Origin of the sequence: Arhodomonas sp. SL1 (genome assembly GCF_052060015.1) — a bacterium.
Lineage (GTDB): Bacteria > Pseudomonadota > Gammaproteobacteria > Nitrococcales > Nitrococcaceae > Arhodomonas.
Genome location: NZ_JBPODZ010000004.1, coordinates 131,188 through 147,852 on the forward strand (window position 1 = coordinate 131,188; position 16,665 = coordinate 147,852).

At 68.7% G+C, this 16,665-nt stretch carries 18 protein-coding genes; 6 read left to right on the top strand and 12 right to left on the bottom strand.

All coding sequences use genetic code 11. The features are described 5' to 3' along the window. Positions 1-73: 73 nt before the first annotated feature. From lipA to ACQ754_RS07690, 3 genes are all read right to left on the bottom strand, one after another. Positions 74-1,084, bottom strand: coding sequence for a lipoyl synthase (gene lipA / locus ACQ754_RS07680; RefSeq protein WP_440996420.1), 1,011 nt, complete (start codon positions 1,082-1,084; stop codon positions 74-76). Positions 1,085-1,180: 96 nt separating this feature from the next. Continuing rightward, the gene (locus tag ACQ754_RS07685; protein ID WP_440996421.1) at positions 1,181-2,536 is read right to left on the bottom strand and encodes a TrpB-like pyridoxal phosphate-dependent enzyme; all 1,356 of its coding nucleotides are present in this window, start codon (positions 2,534-2,536) and stop codon (positions 1,181-1,183) included. A gap of 21 nt (positions 2,537-2,557) precedes the next feature. Further along, positions 2,558-2,728, bottom strand: coding sequence for a hypothetical protein (locus ACQ754_RS07690; RefSeq protein ID WP_440996422.1), 171 nt, complete (start codon positions 2,726-2,728; stop codon positions 2,558-2,560). Positions 2,729-2,831: 103 nt separating this feature from the next. Here ACQ754_RS07690 and ACQ754_RS07695 point away from each other — a divergent pair, with 103 nt between their 5' ends. Next, positions 2,832-3,071: a sulfurtransferase TusA family protein gene (locus tag ACQ754_RS07695; protein WP_440996423.1), complete on the top strand. Its 240-nt coding sequence runs from the start codon at positions 2,832-2,834 to the stop codon at positions 3,069-3,071. Positions 3,072-3,089: 18 nt separating this feature from the next. Here ACQ754_RS07695 and ACQ754_RS07700 read toward each other — a convergent pair whose 3' ends face one another. The 8 genes from ACQ754_RS07700 to ACQ754_RS07735 form a co-directional block, all read right to left on the bottom strand. Continuing rightward, on the bottom strand, positions 3,090-3,950 hold the full coding sequence (locus tag ACQ754_RS07700) for a VOC family protein (protein WP_440996424.1): 861 nt from the start codon (positions 3,948-3,950) through the stop codon (positions 3,090-3,092). Further along, positions 3,947-4,390 carry a RidA family protein gene (locus ACQ754_RS07705; protein WP_440996425.1) on the bottom strand — a complete coding sequence of 148 codons (444 nt, stop codon included), beginning with the start codon at positions 4,388-4,390 and terminating at the stop codon, positions 3,947-3,949. Before ACQ754_RS07705 ends, ACQ754_RS07700 begins: the two co-directional genes overlap by 4 nt. Positions 4,391-4,425: 35 nt before the next feature. Beyond that, positions 4,426-5,688 carry a TRAP transporter large permease gene (locus ACQ754_RS07710; RefSeq protein WP_440996426.1) on the bottom strand — a complete coding sequence of 421 codons (1,263 nt, stop codon included), beginning with the start codon at positions 5,686-5,688 and terminating at the stop codon, positions 4,426-4,428. Beyond that, the gene (locus ACQ754_RS07715; RefSeq protein ID WP_440996427.1) at positions 5,685-6,281 is read right to left on the bottom strand and encodes a TRAP transporter small permease; all 597 of its coding nucleotides are present in this window, start codon (positions 6,279-6,281) and stop codon (positions 5,685-5,687) included. The genes ACQ754_RS07710 and ACQ754_RS07715 overlap by 4 nt, the downstream gene beginning before the upstream one ends. Before the next feature lie 55 nt (positions 6,282-6,336). Beyond that, positions 6,337-7,308: a TRAP transporter substrate-binding protein gene (locus ACQ754_RS07720; protein ID WP_440996428.1), complete on the bottom strand. Its 972-nt coding sequence runs from the start codon at positions 7,306-7,308 to the stop codon at positions 6,337-6,339. Positions 7,309-7,374: 66 nt separating this feature from the next. Further along, positions 7,375-8,376 carry an amidohydrolase family protein gene (locus ACQ754_RS07725; protein ID WP_440996429.1) on the bottom strand — a complete coding sequence of 334 codons (1,002 nt, stop codon included), beginning with the start codon at positions 8,374-8,376 and terminating at the stop codon, positions 7,375-7,377. Continuing rightward, positions 8,373-8,930 (bottom strand): 3-hydroxyanthranilate 3,4-dioxygenase, encoded by a 558-nt coding sequence (locus ACQ754_RS07730; protein ID WP_440996430.1) that lies wholly within the window; start codon positions 8,928-8,930, stop codon positions 8,373-8,375. The genes ACQ754_RS07725 and ACQ754_RS07730 overlap by 4 nt, the downstream gene beginning before the upstream one ends. 139 nt (positions 8,931-9,069) lie before the next feature. Continuing rightward, a complete protein-coding gene (locus ACQ754_RS07735) occupies positions 9,070-10,038 on the bottom strand; it encodes a LysR family transcriptional regulator (protein ID WP_440996431.1) in 969 nt (322 codons plus the stop codon). A gap of 188 nt (positions 10,039-10,226) precedes the next feature. Between ACQ754_RS07735 and purE the strand changes: the two genes are divergently transcribed. The 3 genes from purE (at position 10,227) to rdgC (ending at position 12,874) form a co-directional block, all read left to right on the top strand. Then, positions 10,227-10,718, top strand: a complete 492-nt coding sequence (gene purE, locus ACQ754_RS07740) for a 5-(carboxyamino)imidazole ribonucleotide mutase (RefSeq protein WP_440996432.1) — start codon at positions 10,227-10,229, stop codon at positions 10,716-10,718. Next, the gene (locus tag ACQ754_RS07745) at positions 10,715-11,866 is read left to right on the top strand and encodes a 5-(carboxyamino)imidazole ribonucleotide synthase (RefSeq protein ID WP_440996433.1); all 1,152 of its coding nucleotides are present in this window, start codon (positions 10,715-10,717) and stop codon (positions 11,864-11,866) included. The genes purE and ACQ754_RS07745 overlap by 4 nt, the downstream gene beginning before the upstream one ends. Before the next feature lie 96 nt (positions 11,867-11,962). After that, positions 11,963-12,874: a recombination-associated protein RdgC gene (gene rdgC, locus ACQ754_RS07750; protein ID WP_440996434.1), complete on the top strand. Its 912-nt coding sequence runs from the start codon at positions 11,963-11,965 to the stop codon at positions 12,872-12,874. Here rdgC and ACQ754_RS07755 read toward each other — a convergent pair. Continuing rightward, complete coding sequence (locus ACQ754_RS07755; RefSeq protein ID WP_440996435.1) at positions 12,871-13,494, bottom strand: arylesterase; 624 nt, start codon at positions 13,492-13,494, stop codon at positions 12,871-12,873. The genes rdgC and ACQ754_RS07755 overlap by 4 nt on opposite strands. Here ACQ754_RS07755 and ACQ754_RS07760 point away from each other — a divergent pair. Together ACQ754_RS07760 and ACQ754_RS07765 are read left to right on the top strand one after the other, a co-directional pair. Then, positions 13,493-14,188: an ABC transporter ATP-binding protein gene (locus tag ACQ754_RS07760; protein ID WP_440996436.1), complete on the top strand. Its 696-nt coding sequence runs from the start codon at positions 13,493-13,495 to the stop codon at positions 14,186-14,188. The genes ACQ754_RS07755 and ACQ754_RS07760 overlap by 2 nt on opposite strands. Further along, positions 14,185-16,662, top strand: a complete 2,478-nt coding sequence (locus ACQ754_RS07765; protein ID WP_440996437.1) for an ABC transporter permease — start codon at positions 14,185-14,187, stop codon at positions 16,660-16,662. Before ACQ754_RS07760 ends, ACQ754_RS07765 begins: the two co-directional genes overlap by 4 nt. Positions 16,663-16,665 lie beyond the last annotated feature (3 nt).

Sequence of the window (16,665 nt, forward strand, 5' to 3'; positions counted from 1 at the left end):
AGGGCCGCCGGTCAGGCCGACGGCGGTTTGGCCATCCCGAGTGTCCGTGTAAATCCGTGGCCGGTCCGCCCGCTCAGCCGGTGGCGATGTCGCTCTCGTCGAGGCCGCAGTTGTTCTTCTCCAGCACTCGTTCGGCGCGGTAGCTCGAGCGCACCAGCGGTCCGGAGACCACCTCCAGGAAGCCGCGCTTGAGGCCTTCCTCGCGGTACCAGGCGAACTGTTCCGGGGTGACGTAGCGCTCCACCGGCAGGTGGTTGGCGGTGGGCCGCAGGTACTGGCCGAAGGTGACGATGTCCACGCCGATGGCGCGGAGCTCGTCCATGGTCTCCAGGATCTCGTCGTCGGTCTCGCCGAGGCCCACCATCAAGCTGGTCTTGGTGAGCACCGCCGGATTGTGGCGCTTGGCATGGGCGAGCACATCGAGGGTGCGCTCGTAGCCGGCGCGGGGGTCACGCACCGGGTGGGTGAGTCGGCGCACCGTCTCCACGTTTTGGGCGAAGACCTCCAGGCCGGCGTCGATGACCCGCTCGACCCACTCGTGGACACCCTGGAAGTCGGGGGTCAGCGCCTCTACTGCCGTCTCCGGGGTGCGCGCCTTGATCGCCCGGATGCACTCCGCGTAGTGGCCGGCACCGGCGTCGTCGAGATCGTCTCGGTCCACGGAGGTGAGCACCACGTACTTCAGGCCCATGAGCTCCACGGTCTCCGCGGTCTGCCGGGGCTCGTCGGCATCCAGCCAACCCCGGGGATTACCGGTGTCCACGGCGCAGAACCGGCAGGCCCGGGTGCAGGTGTCGCCCATGAGCATGATGGTGGCGGTGCCGTGGCCCCAGCATTCCGCGATGTTGGGGCACATGGACTCCTCACAGACCGTGGCCAGTCGGTGCTCGCGGACCGTCTTCTTGACCTGGTTGTAACCGGCCCCGGTGGGGATCTTGACCCGCAGCCACTCCGGCTTGTCCCCGCGGGCCACCGGTGCCGCGTCGCGTCGCGCCTTGACGCCGTTCTTCACGGCGCGGAACCCGTGGGGCTTGTCCACCTTACTGCCGCTGACCACGACCGGGATGCCCTTGATCTCGCTCATCGCTGTAGTCCCGTGTGCCTGTTTCCGTTCAGTGTAACAGCCGGGTCGCCGCCCCCCGTTCACAGGGCCGGTTACCGGTGCTCCAAGATCGCCGCCTCAGTCGCCGATCCGTGGGAGGTTTTCGAGGGCCCGTCGGATGGCATCGGCGGGGTACTCGTAGTCCTCCAACTCCCCGGCGAAGTAACGGTCGTAGGAGCTCATGTCGAAGTGCCCGTGGCCGGAGAGGGTGAACAGGATGGTCCGCTCGCGGCCCTCCTCCTTGGCGCGCATCGCCTCCACCAGGGCGCCACGGATGGCGTGGCAGGACTCCGGCGCCGGGATGATGCCCTGGGTGCGGGCGAACAGCACACCGGCCTCGAAGGTGGCGAGCTGGGGCACGGCCATCGCCTCGAGGATGCCCTCGTGATAGAGCTGGGAGACCAGCACCGAATCGCCGTGATAGCGCAGTCCGCCGGCGTGGATGCCGGGGGGCATGAAATCGTGGCCGAGGGTGTACATCTTCATGATCGGCGTCAGCCCGGCGCTGTCGCCGTAGTCGTAGGCATAGTGGCCCCGGGTGAGGGTGGGGCAGGAGTCCGGCTCCACCGCTACCAGGCGCACGTCCCGCCCGCCGGCCTTGTCCGCCAGGAACGGGAACATCATACCGCCCACGTTGGAGCCGCCGCCGCAGGGGGCGAGCACCACGTCGGGGTAGGCGCCGGCGATCTCCATCTGCCGCCGTGCCTCCTGACCGATGACGGTCTGGTGCAGTAGCACGTGGTTGAGCACCGAGCCGAGGGCGTAGTTGGTGTCCTCGCGGCCCGCGGCCTCCTCCACGGCCTCGGAGATGGCCAGCCCCAGGGAGCCCGGATTGTCGGGGTCGTCGGCGAGGGCCTTGCGCCCGGTATCGGTGTGCTCCGAGGGGCTGGGGATCACCTCGCCGCCCCAGGTCTGCATCATCGAGCGGCGATGGGGCTTTTGCTCGTAGGACACGCGCACCATGTAGATACGCACGTCCAGGCCGAACAGGCTGCCCGCCAGGGCCAGGGAGCTGCCCCACTGCCCGGCGCCGGTCTCGGTGGTCAGCCGGGTGATGCCCGCCTCGCGGTTGTAATAGGCTTGCGCCACGGCGGAGTTGGGCTTGTGGGAGCCCGCCGGGGAGACGCCCTCGTACTTGAAGAAGATCTTCGCCGGCGTGCCCAGCGCCTGCTCCAGCCGCGTGGCGCGGATCAGCGGCGAGGGGCGCCACAGTCGCAACGCCTCGCGAACCGGATCCGGGATGGCGATCCAGCGCTGATCGCTCATCTCCTGCTCGACGATGGCCGGCGGGAAGATCGCCTGCATGGCCTCCGGCGGTACCGGCTGGCCGTCCGGGCCCACGTAGGGGGCCGGCGGATGGGGCAGGTCCGGGATGACGTTATACCAGTGGGTCGGGATCTCCGACTCGGGGAGCAGGATCTTGGTATCCGGCACGGTGCGCCTCCGTGGTGGGTGTCAGTCCTTGCCGTATTGGTTGTCGAGTACGCTAAACCAGCCCTGATGGGCCTCGTCGGCCTGATCGCGCCAGCGCTGGACCTGCTCGCGGGTGTATTCCTCGCGGAGCTCGCTGTCTGTCACCGGCCGAGGGTCGAAGTCGGTCTCAGGGGAGTCGTCGGTGTTCGTCATGCTCTGCCTCCCGGCCAATGTTCCGCGCTCGCCCTGCGGTACAATCCCCGCAGGCGAAATCCACTCGGGCTAAGGCCCCCTAGTGTAACGCGACTGGAAGACGATGACCCGGGAGTTCGACGAGGAGCTGGATGTGCGTGGGCTCAATTGTCCGCTGCCCATCCTCAAGACCAAGAAGGCGCTGGTGCCGCTGCCGGCGGGGGCGGTGCTGCGGGTGCGTGCCACCGACCCCCACTCGGTGATCGACTTCACCGCCTTCTGCGATAAGACCGACAACGACCTCCTTGACCGCGAGGAGCGCGCCGAGGAGTACGTCTTCTACGTCGTCAAGGGCGGTATGTGAGCCCCTGCACCCCTCGGCTCAGCCCTCATTGAATTCGGCGATCTTGGGCCGCGAGCCCCACATGCAGAACCCCGCCGGCTCGAACGGGAACTGACGCGGGTGATGACGCTGCTCGTCCTCGATGGTGCGGACACCACTGGAGTACTCGTAGACCATGCCGTCGGGCCCCTCGAAGTACAGGAACATGGCGGTGGAGGTGGGGTGGCGACCGGGCCCGAAGGTGATGGGGATCCCCCGCTCGGTGAGGAAATACCAGCTGCGCATGATGTCATCGATACTGGCGACCTGGTGGTTGATGTGCTGCACGCCGGGGTGGTCGGAGGGGAACAGGGCGATCTTGTGGTGGACCTCGTCGATGCGCAGTAGTGGGCTGATGCCGATCCAGTCCGAGACCCGCGCGCCCATGACCCGGGTCCAGAAGCGCTCGTCGCGGCGCGGGTCAGAGGAGCGGAGGCCGATATGCGAGAACCCCTCGATGCCCGCATCCCGCGAGGGGAAATAGCGCCAGCCCGAATGCATGGGCCGCCAGACCAGCTCGATACGGTTGCCCGTGGGGTCGGTGAATTCGACAAAGGCCATGACATAGCGGGCCTCGCATTCCGTGTCGCTGCCCCAGCGGACCGGGCGTCCGGCCTCGGTGAGCTCCCGCGCCGCCGCCTCCAGCTCCTCGACGGTCCGGATCTCGAAGGCGGTGGTGTGCTCGCCGGGCTCGCCCTCATAGTACACCAGGGTATGGTCGCGGTTGTCGGACCGGAAGTAGGCGGCATTGCCGCTGCGGCGCACCAGTTCCAGCCCCAGGATCTCGGTGCAATAGCGGGTGGCGGCGTCCACGTCCCGGGTTGCCAGCCGCACGTAGCGGATATCGTGGAGATCGATCACTGCTCGCCTCCTTCCCGGTGCGCGGCGTTCCGGGGGCTGTATGCCATGGCCTTGATCTCGATGAGCAGGTTGGGGTTCGGCAGCTCGCGCACGGCCACCGTGGTCCGCGTGGGCCCGTCGAAGTCGAAGAACTCCCCGTAGACCTCGTTGTAGCCGGGGAAGTCCTCCATACGTACCAGGAACGTGGTCACATCCACCAGCTCGCGGAGGCCGCTGTCCGCCTCCCGCAACAGGGCGTCGATGTTCTCCAGCACCGCCCGGGTCTGGGCCCGGATATCCAGGCGGACGTTGCCGTCCGCGCCCTGCTCGACCCCGGCGTAGGTGTTGTCCGGCCGGCGTGAGCTGGTCCCGGAGATGAACAGGAAGTCACCCACCCGCTTGAGGTGGGGGTAACGGCCTAGGGGCTTCGCGCGGCCCTCGACGAGGTGGGATTCGGTCATGAACGGCCTCCTTGGTTGGTCTGGGCGTCCCGGTGCTAGCCGAGCAGCAGGGTCACGAAACGCTCATCGGTACAAAGCAGCAGCACCACCACCACCGTGGAGAGCAGGAACGGCCAGATCGCGGTGAAGATCTGCCCGGGGCGGACCCCGCTCAGTGACGCGGCGATGAAGAGCCCGGCGCCCACCGGCGGGGTGAGGAGGCCGAGCACCAGGGTCATGCACACCACGACCCCGAACTGATACGGATCGATGCCGTACACATCCGTGGCGATGGGCAGCAGGATCGGGACGACGATGATCAGCGCAGCGATGGCGTCGATGGCGCAGCCGAGCATCACCAGCAGGGCCACCATCAGCAGCAGGAAGGTGAAGGGACTCTCGGCGATGGTCTGCAGCCACGTGGCTACCATTTGCGGTACCTGCTCGAAGACGATGACCCATCCGAAGAGCTGCGCCGTCGCGATGAGCAGGAGAATGATCGCGGAGTTGATCGCGGCGCGGTGCAGGACGGTCCCCCAGCGCCGGAAACGGAACTCCCGATAAACGAACTGGCCCACGAGCCAGGCACCCAGGGTGGCGACCGCCGCGGACTCGGTGGGCGTGGCGAGGCCGGTGAGGATGCTGCCGACGATCACCAGGGGTACCAGGCCGGCCGGCAGTCCGGCGGCGATCATGCCCAGGCGTTGCCGCGGGGGCACTGCCTCACAGCGGGGATAGGGATTGAACAGCCCGAGCACGAAGATCACCAGCAGAAAGCCCAACGCCATCATCAGTCCGGGGATGATCCCGGCGATGAACATGTCGCCGATGGAGATCTGAGCGAGCACGCCGTAGATCACGAAGACCATGGACGGCGGGATGATCGGCGAGAGCAGTCCGGCGGCGGCGGTGGTGGCGGCGGAGTGATCGCGTCGATAACCGTTGCGTTCCATCTCCGGCACCATCACGTGGGTCATCAGGGCGATCTGCGCCGCCGAGGATCCGAGGATGGAGGCCACCATCATGTTGGCGAGGAGGTTCACGTAGAGCAGTCCCCCGCGCAGGGTGCCCACCAGGGCCTTCGCCGCGCCCATTAGGCGCAGGGTCACACCGCCTTCGTGCATTACCTCGCCGACGAGCATGAACAGTGGGATGGCCAGCAGGCCGTAGCTCTCGATCCCGCCGAACATCTGCTGCGGGTAGGAGGCGAGCAGGACCGTGTTGCCGGAGGTGAAGATGTAGGCGATGGCGGTGACCGCCAGCACCAGGGCGATCGGCAGGCCAAGCAGCAACAGGGCTACGAATACCGCCGGAATCATGGGCGAGACCCCGCTGCGCGGCCGGTGGCCGAGCCTGCCGTCTCGATGAGGTTGGCCAGGCCGTGCACCGTGGTGGTCAAGGCAAAGATGGGCATGATCAGCCAGACCCAGAATTTACGGATGCCCAGCGTGTTGGTCGGCTCCCCGTAGATGAAGTTGCCCGTACTCACGAGAAAGGTATTGACATCGAAGCCGGCGCGAAGCATCTCCAGCGGGGCAAACCAGCGCCAGCACAGCCACAGTAGGAACACCGCGAATACGAGGACGATGAGGTCGTTGATGACCAACAGGACGTGCCGGACGCCTGCGGGGACGGTGTCGTGGAGCAAGGTCATGGAGACCAGCTTGCGCCGTCTCACACACAGCGAGCCCGCGATCAGCGTTGCCCAGACCATCGCATAGATCGCCGCCTCGTCCACCCAGTACAGGGCGAGGCCGGCGTAGCGGGTGAACACGTTGAGCAGAATGAGCAGGGCGATCGACGCGACGAGGGCACCGGCAGCCGGTTTTTCGACGGCGGCCAGCGTCTCGCTGGCCGCCGTGATCAGCCGCGCCGGCGATCCGTTAGGCGTCGGGTCGGAGCGATCGCGCATACGCACTCCTGACAGTCAGCCCGGGGACCTTATACCAGGCCGTCCAGGCTTCGGCTCAGTACTCCGCCGCCACGGCCTCGAGGCGCTCCATGGCCGGCGCCTTCTCGCGCCAATCTGCCTTCCACTGTTCGATGGCCTCACCGAAGAACTCCGGTCCCACCTCGGTGACGGTGGCCTCCTCCAGACCCTTGAGCTCCTCGGTCCACTCCTTCTCCTTGACGACCATGTGTTCCAGCAACGATGCGAGGTGCTGCTCGGTGAGCTCGCGGAGCATTGCCTGGTCCCCCTCGGAGAGTCCGGCCCAGGTGCGCGGCGAGACCACGGCGACCATGGGGAACATCATGTGGCGGGAGAGCACGATGTGCGGTGCCACCGTGTAGTACTTTTGCTTGACCATGTTCTCCACGTCCATCTCAATGGCGTCCACCTGGCCGTTGGCAAGGGCGTCATAGACTGCGGGTAGCGGCATGGGCGTCGGGGCGACGCCAAGGAGGTCGTGGAAGTGCCGGGTCGGCTCGAAGGGCGTGATACGGACCTTGTTGCCGCGGAGGTCGTCCACCGATTCGATGGGGGCGCGGCCCTCCAGCTGGCGCAGCCCGGCCATGCCGTAGCCGAGGCCGATGACCCCCATCTGTCCCGGGAGCTCATCAAGCAGGTCGTAGGCCACGTCGCTCTTGAGCAGCCGTGCCGCGGCATCGATGTCCTCCACCAGGTAGGGGGTAAAGAACGCCCCCATGTTCGGGACCCGGTTGGAGATCTCCGCCATGGTCATGAAGGCCATGTCCACGGCGCCGGTGCGCAGCTGCTGCAGCATCTGCGCCTCGTCGCCCAGTTGCCCCGAGGGGAACACCGCCAGGCTGTGCTCGCCGTCGCTGCGTTGCTCCAGCGACTGGCCGAGTTCCCGGGCGGTCTCGGTCCAGGCGTGGGACGGGGGTGTGATCAGGCCGATCTTGAATTCCTTGGCCTGGGCGCCGGTGGCCACCACGGTGGCCGCCGCCATGACCGCGGCGGTGATGATGCGCTTCATGGTTCTCCTCCTAATGCGGCCATGCGGCCGCCGGTTGTTGTGTACGTATCGGTGATGGTCTCGCCCTCAGCCATCGGTACCGGCCAGTCCGAAGAACCGGAGGGCATTATCGCGCAGGATCCGCCGGCGGGTGCCCTCGTCAATCCCCGGGGTGTCGCGGATCAGCTGGCCGGGCTCGCTCTCGCCTAGGGGAAAGGGGTAATCGGTGCCGAACAGGACCCGCTCCTCGCCCATGACCTCGATGAGCAGGCGCAGTGCCCGCGTGTCGAAGACGCAGGAGTCCACGTGGAAGCGATCCACATAGCTCGACGGTGGCTGCGGGCAGTCCCGGCGAACGATGTCGCGCTGTCGCCAGGCGTTGTCCACGCGCCCGAGCAGGAACGCGAAACTGCCGCCGCCGTGGGCGAAGCAGATCCGCAGGCTCCGGGGCAGGCGCTCGAAGGCCCCGGAGAGGATGAGCGAGAGGATGGACAGCTGGGTCTCGGCGGGCATCGCCACCAGCCAGGGCAGCATGTAGCGGGGCATCCGCTCCCGGCCGAGCATGTCCCACGGGTGCACCAGCACCGGCATCCCCGCGTCGGCGCAATGGGCGAGGAACGCCACCAGCGCCTCGTCGTCGAGGTTGCGTTCGCCGACGTGGTTGCCGATCTGCACGCCCAGCATCCCGTTCGCCTTGGCCCGGCTGACCTCGCGGCAGGCGGCGTCCGTATCCTGGAGGGGCACCTGGGCCAGCGGCTGCAGGCGCTCCGGTGCATCCGCGCAGTGCTCCACGGCGAGGTCGTTGACCAGGCGTGCCCACTCCGCGGCCCGTTCCGGCGGCTGGCCATAGCCGAACAGCAGGGGCGTCGCGCAGATGATTTGGCGCTCGATGCCGGCGGCGTCCAGCTCCTCCAGCCGTCGTGCCGGGTCCCAGAGCGCACGGCGGACCGGGCGGAACCGCTCCGTGCCGGTCATGATGAAACCGGATTCCCCATCCCCGGGATCCAGCCAGGGGCCGCGCTCCGCGTCGAGGACCCGGGACTGCGTGGGCGACAGCGGCGGGAAGAAGTGGGCATGCATGTCGATCATGCGCGCTCCCCCGCGGTCGGTGCCCCGCGCCCGGGGTGCACCGCGCCGCAATGATCGCAGGTGCGCAGCGCTTCGTCGGCATAAAAGCGCTCGAACAACGGTGGGAGGTCGTCGACGATGCTCTCGATGATCACCTCGGTGCGGTGCAGTAGCCGGTGGCACTCGGGGCAGTACCACTCGAAGGCGTCCGCCGCCCCCGGCGGGCGCTGCGGCTCGATCACCAGGCCAACGCTGCCCGGTTCCGGGCGTTGCGGGGAGTGCCGGACGTGGGCGGGTAGCAGGAATATCTCGCCCTCGCGGATGGGGATCTCCCGTGGCGCTTGCCCTTCCTCCTCCATCACCCGCAGGACCATGTCGCCTTCGAGCTGATAGAAGAATTCCTCGACCGGATCGTCATGGTAGTCGCTGCGCTGATTCGGACCGCCGACCACCATTGCGGTGAGATCGGCGTCCTCCCAGATGCGGGCATTCCCCACCGGCGGCCGTAGCAGCTCCCGGTGCTCCTCGATCCAGTCTCGGAAATTGAACGCCTCCAGCCTGCCGATGCCGGGCATTGTTTCCTCCCTACGCCCCGAGCGGGGGTCGCCGTGCGTTGGTTGTGGCTCTCACCATAGGAGGGCGGGCATGGAGGGACGAATGAATTCCGGCGGGGTGCGGTATTCCCTTGGTTTATATCCGACCCTGCGTGGCCGTTCACCCACGGGCGCGCACTGCGGCACGGAAGGCCTGCAGGAAGGCCGTGGTCGCGGGTGTCGGCGGGCGGCTGGTGGCGATGCTAAGGCCGACGGGCCCCAGGTGTTCGGGGATGGTCAGGGGCAGTATGGTCAGCAGGTCCTGGCTCACATACTGCTCGGCGACGGCGAGCGGAAGTAGGCAGACCGTATCGGTGGACTGCATCACCTGGATGTTGGTGAGTATGGACAGCGAGTGGATCCGGTTTGCCGGCAACGGTCGACCGGCCCGCCGGAACATGCGCTCGATGGCCAGCCGCACCGGACCATGGGAGGTGGGGATGATCCAGGGGAAACGGTCCAGGTCTTCGATCTCCACGGAGCCGCGTCCCGCCGCTGGATGGCCGGGACGGCCCACCGCAGCGAGTTGCTCCTCATAGAGCGGTTCGTGGCGGATCCCCGGGTGGACCTCGTAGGGGATTCGACCGACCACGATGTCCAGCTCACCGGCGGCGAGTCGCGGAAACAGCTCCTCGTTGATACCTTCCTGGACGGTCACGATGATCCCCGGAGACCGGCGTTTCAGCATCACAATGGCCTGCGGCAGTAACCAGGCCGCGGCGGAGATCATGGTTCCGGCCATCACGTGCCCCCCGCTCGCCGAGCTCAGCGCTGTGAGGTCATCACCGAGGTGACGCACTTCGTTGAGGATCGCCTTGATCCGCGTGCGCACCGCCTCACCATAGGCCGTGGGTCGCACCCCGCGGGGCGTGCGCTCCAGCAGGGGCACCGAGAGGACCTCCTCCATCGCCTTCACCGCCTTGGTCACTGCCGGCTGGGTGAGTTTTAGTGTCTCCGCCGCCTTGAGCAGTGAGCGCTCCTCAAGGACGGCATCAAGGATGACCAATTGGCGCAGTTTCAGATGGCGGCGGAGAAAGCGTTCGTCGAGATCGCGGGGACCATCCTGGGTGCTGGGGTCGAACTCGTCCATCGGGTCCTCGCTGGCGTGGATCGTGGGTGACCGGTCCGGCTCCGGGGATCCGCGCCCATCGCAGGCCCGGGATGTCCCCGCTCACGGTGTGGCGACGAGGGTAACCGATGCGGCCCGGGTGCAGTCACCGGCGGCGGTACGGTGGCCGCGATGTTAGACTCTGCGTTTTGCCCGGGGAGGGAAACGCGATGAGCGACGCACGACCCCTGGTCGGGGTGATCATGGGGAGCAAGTCCGACTGGGAGACGATGCGCCATGCCGACGAGGTGCTCAGCGACTTCGGCGTCGCCCACGAGTGCGCCATCGTCTCGGCCCACCGCACGCCGGAGCGTATGCGCGAGTACGCCCATTCCGCCGAGGGACGGGGCCTGCGGGTGATCATCGCCGGCGCCGGCGGCGCCGCCCACCTCCCGGGGATGGTCGCCGCCCAGACCCTGCTGCCGGTGCTCGGCGTGCCGGTGGAGAGCCGCGCCCTGCAGGGCATGGATTCACTGCTGTCCATCGTCCAGATGCCCGGCGGCGTACCCACCGCCACCTTCGCCATCGGCCGTTCCGGGGCCCGCAACGCGGCACTCTTCGCGGTGTCCCTGCTCGCTGGCGAGGACACTGGGCTGCGCGATGCCCTGGCCCGTTTCCGCGACGAGCAGGCCCGCAAGGTGATGGAGGACGAGCTGCCGTGACCCCCCCCATCCTGCCCGGCGCCGTCCTCGGCGTGCTCGGCAGCGGCCAGCTCGGCCGCATGTTCGCCATCGCCGCCCGCCGCATGGGCTATCGGGTGCATACCCTATCACCGGCGGCCGGGTCACCCACCGGCCAGGTGGCGGACCGCGAGGTGGTGGCGGACTATGACGATCTCGACGCCGTGGCGGAGTTCGCCCGTGGCGTGGACGTGGTCACCTTTGAGTTCGAGAACGTCCCGGTGGCCGCCGCCGAGACGGCGGCGCGGTTCGTGCCCGTCCGCCCCCGCGGCGAGGTGCTGCACGTCGCCCAGCACCGGCTGCGGGAAAAGACCACCCTCTGGCGTTTGGGTGTCCCCACCGCGGCGTTCGAGGCGGTGGACTCGCCGCAGGCGCTGGATGCCGCCCTCGGCCGTATCGGCACCCCCGCAGTGCTGAAGACCGCTGGTTTCGGCTACGATGGCAAGGGCCAGATCGTGCTCCGCCAGCCAGCGGAGGCCGGCCAGGCCTGGCGGGCCATCGGCGCCGGCGAGGCGGTGCTGGAGGCCTTCGTCGACTTCGAGAGCGAGGTCAGCGTCGTCGCCGCTCGCGGTGCCGACGGCGCATTCGTCCATTACGGGGTCACCGAGAACCGCCATCGCGACCACATCCTCGATGTTTCCCTGCCCGGTGTTTCCCTGCCCGGAGATGGCAATGAGCGGGCGGTGGCCCTGGCCCGGGAGATCCTTGAGGCCCTGGACGTCGTAGGGGTGCTCTGCGTGGAGTTCTTCGTCACCCGTGACGGTGAGCTCCTGGTCAACGAGCTGGCGCCGCGGCCGCACAACTCGGGGCACTTCAGCGTGGATGCCAGTGTCACCTGCCAGTTCGAGCAGCAGGTGCGTGCCGCTTGCGCCCTGCCCCTGGGGGATACGGGGTTGCTTCGCCCCGCGGCGATGGTCAACCTGCTCGGCGATCTCTGGGATGCCGGCGAGCCGGACTGGGCGGCGGCGCTCCGCGACCCCCGAGTCAAGCTCCATCTCTACGGCAAGGCCGAGGCCCGCCCCGGTCGCAAGATGGGCCACCTTACCGCCTTCGGCGACGATGCCGAGGATGCCGCGCAACGGGCCCTCGCCGCTCGCACGCGCTTGAGTGCATCCGCCCGGGGCGGCTGAACCGCCGCCCCAGGCGCGGGCGGACCATCCCCCGTCGTCCACTGTCCCGCCCCTCGGCGGGTGAATCCGTTGACATACCGGGAAAACAACGCTGCCATGTGGTTTCGCAATCTCTGCATCTACCGTTTGAACGAGCCCTTCCCCTTCGATGCTGAGCAGCTGGCCGCTCGCCTGGCCGACTTCGCCTTCCAGCCGGTGGGGCGCACCGAATCCCTCTCCCGGGGCTGGGTGCCGCCCGGCCCCGACGGGGAGGCCCTGGTCTATGCCAGTGGCAGCCAGTACCTGGTCTGCCTGCAGGAGGAATCCCGGCTGTTGCCGGCCTCGGTGATCCGCGAGGCCCTCGACGAGCGGGTCGCCGAGCGGGAGGCCGCCGAGCACCGCAAGCTCGGTCGCAAGGAGAAGAACCGCCTCAAGGAGGAGATCACCGTGGAGCTATTGCCTCGGGCATTCACCCGGGCGAAGCCACTCTATGCCTGGATCGATACCCGAAATCGATACCTGGTGGTGGACACCGCCACCTGGCGGCAGGCCGAGGACCTCACGGAGCTGCTGCGCTCCTGCCTCGGCAGCCTGCCGATCCAGCCACTGACGGCGGCGGGCAACCCACAGCCGGTGATGACCGAATGGCTGGCGCACCAGTCCGAGCCGGCGGACGTGGAGATCGGTGACGAAGCGGTCTTCGAGGATCCGCAGAACGAGGGTGCCGAGGTGCGCTGCAAGCGCCTGGACCTGCACTCCGGCGAGGTCACCGCCCACATCAAGGCCGGCAAGCTGGTGCGGCGCCTGGCGCTCACCTGGGACGAGCGCATGGGCCTGGTCCTGGACGCCGACCTGTCGGTGAAGCGGCTGAAGTTCCTGGACGTGGTTCGGGAGGGGGATGACGACTTCACCCCCGACTCGGCGGCGGAGCGCTTCGATGCCGACTTCGCCATCATGACCCTGGAGCTCGGGCGTTTCTTGCCCAGGCTCACGGAGCTATTCGGCGGTGAGGCAGGCGCCGCCGGCTAGCGTCCTTGCTCCGTGGGCAGCAGCGGCGCGAGCTGCGGCCAGACGTTGTCCAGCAGTCGGGGCTGGGCGGCGGCGTTGGGATGTACGCCGTCGTCCTGCATAAGCGCGCGGTTGCCGCCCACCCCCTTGAGGAACTTCGGCACCAGCGGGATGTCCCGACTTTCGGCGACGTCATGGAAGACTTGCTGGAAGCGCTCGATGAAGGCCGCGCCGTAGTTGGAGGGCAGCCGTACGCCGACGAGCAACACCCGGGCCCCGTGGCCCAGGGCCGCGTCCACCATGGCCTCAAGGTTGCGGCGGGTCTCCGCCAGGGGCAGCCCGCGGAGGCCGTCGTTGCCGCCGAGCTCGATGACGACGATGTCCGGGTCGTGGCGCTCCAGGGCCGCTGGCAGGCGCGCCCGCCCGCCCCGGGTGGTATCGCCGGTGATGCTGGCGTTGACCACCTCGGCATCGTGGCCCCGGCTGGTCAGGCGTTCCCGGAGCAGGGCCACCCAGCCGGCCTCCCGCGGGATCTCATAGGCAGCACTGAGGCTGTCACCGAGCACCAGGATGGTGACCGGTGCCGCCACCGCGCCCTGCGCGAGGCATAGCAATACGGCAGCAAGGAGTATGCGTAACATGTCCACGGATCCCGATGGCTGTGTGCTCCAGGCCGAGGGCCTGACCATGCGGTTCAACGCCCCGGAGGGGGCGATCACCCTGTTCAGCGGGGTCGATCTTAGCATCCCCGAAGGCGATACCGTGGCGGTGCTCGGGACCTCGGGTTCCGGCAAGTCCACGCTGCTCGGGCTGCTCGCCGGGCTGGATCAGCCCACCGCGGGGCGGGTCCTGCTGGACGGCTACGATCTCTCGCGCCTCGACGAGGACGCCCGCGCGGAGCTCCGTGCGGGCCGGGTGGGATTCGTGTTCCAGGCCTTTCACCTGTTGCCGGGGATGACCGCCCTGGAGAACGTGATGCTCCCCGGCGAGCTCGCCGGGGAGCCGGATGTGCGGCGCCACGCCGAGGAGGCCCTCACCCGGGTGGGGCTCGCCGGCCGCCTGGCGCACTATCCGAGCCAGCTCTCCGGCGGCGAGCAGCAGCGCGTGGCCATGGCCCGGGCCTTCGTCGGCCGTCCCCGGGTGCTGTTCGCCGATGAGCCTACCGGCAACCTGGACCGCCACACCGGCGAGCACATCATCGATGCGCTATTCGAGCTCAACCGGGACTATCGGACCACCCTGGTGCTGGTGACCCATGACCCGGAGCTCGCCGGCCGTTGCCGGCGCGTCCTCCGGGTGGGTGGGGACGGCGTGCGAGAGGAGGCGGCGGCTTGATCCTCGCCCTGCGCTGGCTCTGGCGCGACTGGCGCGGCGGTGAGCTGCGGCTGCTCGCCCTGGCGGTAACGGTGGCCGTGGCCGCGGTGACCTCCGTGGGCTGGCTGGCTGAGCGCGTGGGTGCCGCCACCGAGGCCCGTGCCGCGGATCTCCTCGCCGCTGACCGCGCCGTGGAGCGCCCCGATGCCATTCCCGCGGAATGGGAGCGGCGGGCGGTCGATGGGCACGGGCTGCGCACCGCGCGCACCGCCGAGTTCCCCAGCGTGGTGGTCGCCGGGGATCGCACCCAGTTGGTCTCGGTGAAGGCCGTGACCCCCGGCTACCCCCTGCGCGGTGGGCTGCAGATCCGTGACGCCCTTGATGGCGAAGAGTACGCCACCGCCGAGACCCCCGACACGGGTAGCGTCTGGGTGGCCCCCCGCCTGCTCCGGCAGCTGGGTCTGTCGGTGGGCGAGCGCCTGACCCTCGGTGAGCAACGCCTTCGCATCGACCGGGTCATTGCCCTGGAACCGGACCGCGGGAGCTTCTTCAACAGCCTCGCGCCCCGGGTGCTCATGGCGGAGGCGGACCTGGCGGCCACGGGTCTGATCGGCCCGGGTAGCCGGGTGCGCTACAAGCTCCTGCTCGCCGGTGATGCCGAGGCCGCCCGGGCATTCACCGATGCCCTGGTGGCCGAGCACGGCAATGCCGTGGAGATCGAGACCCCCACCGACGGCCCCCAGGGCGTGGGCGAGGCCGTCTCCCGGGCCAAGCGCTTCCTCGGTCTGGGGGCGTTGCTCACCGTGGTGGTGGCCGGCGTGGCGGTGCTGCTGACCGTACGCCATTACGCCGAGCGACAGTTCCTGGCGGTGGCGGTGATGCGGGCAGTGGGCGCCACCCGACGGCGACTGACCCTGCTCTTCGTGGGCCGGTTGCTCTGGCTCGGTCTCTTCGCCGGCGCCGCCGGCGGCCTGTTGGGCTATCTGGTCCACTGGGGGATGCTGGCCTTTGTCGCCGATCTCATCGATCGGGATATTTCCCCGGCCGGTTGGCGGCCCCTGGCGGTGGGTTGGCTGACGGCGCTGGCGGCCCTGTTCGGCTTTGCACTGCCCACCTTGTTGCGCCTGCGCGATGTGCCGCCCATGCGGGTGCTGCGTCGGGAAGCGGGGGAGGGCATCCTGCGCTCCGGCATCCCCGTCGCAGTGGCTGGTGTCGTCGTCTGCGGCCTGATGGCCTGGCAGGCCGGCGAGTGGCAGCTCGCCGCCTACGTGATCGGCGCCCTGCTGGCAGTGGTGGCATTGCTGGCCGCCGCGGCCTGGCTGAGCATCGTTGCAGTGCGGGCGCTGGCCCGGCGCCGTGGTGGCCGATTGCTGTGGCTGAGCGGCTTTACCCGTCGCCCCTGGACGGCGGTGGTCCAGATCGTGGGGGTGGGCTCGGGGCTGATGGCGCTGTTCCTGCTCGCCGTGGTGCGCAATGATCTCCTGGACGCCTGGCAGGACCGCATCCCGCCGGATGCCGCCAACCAGTTCCTCATTAACATCCAGCCGGATGAGCTTCCCGGCGTCCGTGAGCGCCTTGCGGAGCACGGCATAGACGCCGGATTCTCGCCCATGGTCCGGGGGCGCATGGTGGCGCAGAACGGCGAGCCGGTGGGCTTCCGCGAGGCCGCCGACGATGGTGGCGCAGGGCGCCGCGGTCGCCAGGAGTTCAATCTGACCTGGGCCGAGGAGCCCCAGGCCGGCAACCGGGTGGTCGCCGGCCAGTGGTGGGAGGGCGACGCACCGGGAGAGCTCTCTGTGGAGGTGGATTTCGCCGGCCGTCACGACATCGCCCTCGGGGATACGCTCACCTTTGACATCGGCGGTCAGCGTGTCGAGGCCGAGGTGACCAGCCTCCGTGAGGTGGCCTGGGAGAGCTTTCAGGTGAATTTCTTCGTGGTGGCCTCGCCCGGCACCCTGGAGGATCTGCCCCGGACCTGGCTTACCAGTTTCCATGCCCCGGAGGGCGCCGACGACCTCATCATCGACGTGCTCCGGGACTACCCCAGCGTCACCGCTATCGACGTCACCACGATTCTGCGCACGGTGCGGGGCATCATGGATCAGGGCAGCCGGGTTGTGGAGTTGATGTCGTTGCTCACCCTCGCCGCGGGGGTGCTGGTGCTGCTCGCGGCGCTGCAGATCACCGGAGAGCAGCGGCGCTTCGAGAGTGCCCTGCTACGGGCCCTTGGTGCCACCGGCGCTAGGGTGCGGAGGCTTGCCCGCCACGAGCTTTGGTTGCTCGGGGCCGTCTCCGGGCTCATCGCCGGCGGTGTGGCCACCGGCGCCGGTGTGTTCGTCGCCGAGGGCCTGTTCGACCTCGACTACCCGTTCAACCCCTGGGCCCTGCTCGCCGGCGTCGTCGTGGGCGTGGTCACGGTCTGGGCCGCCGGGGGCATCGCCGCCCGGCGCTATTACCGGGTCTCCCCCATGCGCCTGTTGCGCGAGGGGGACTGAGGG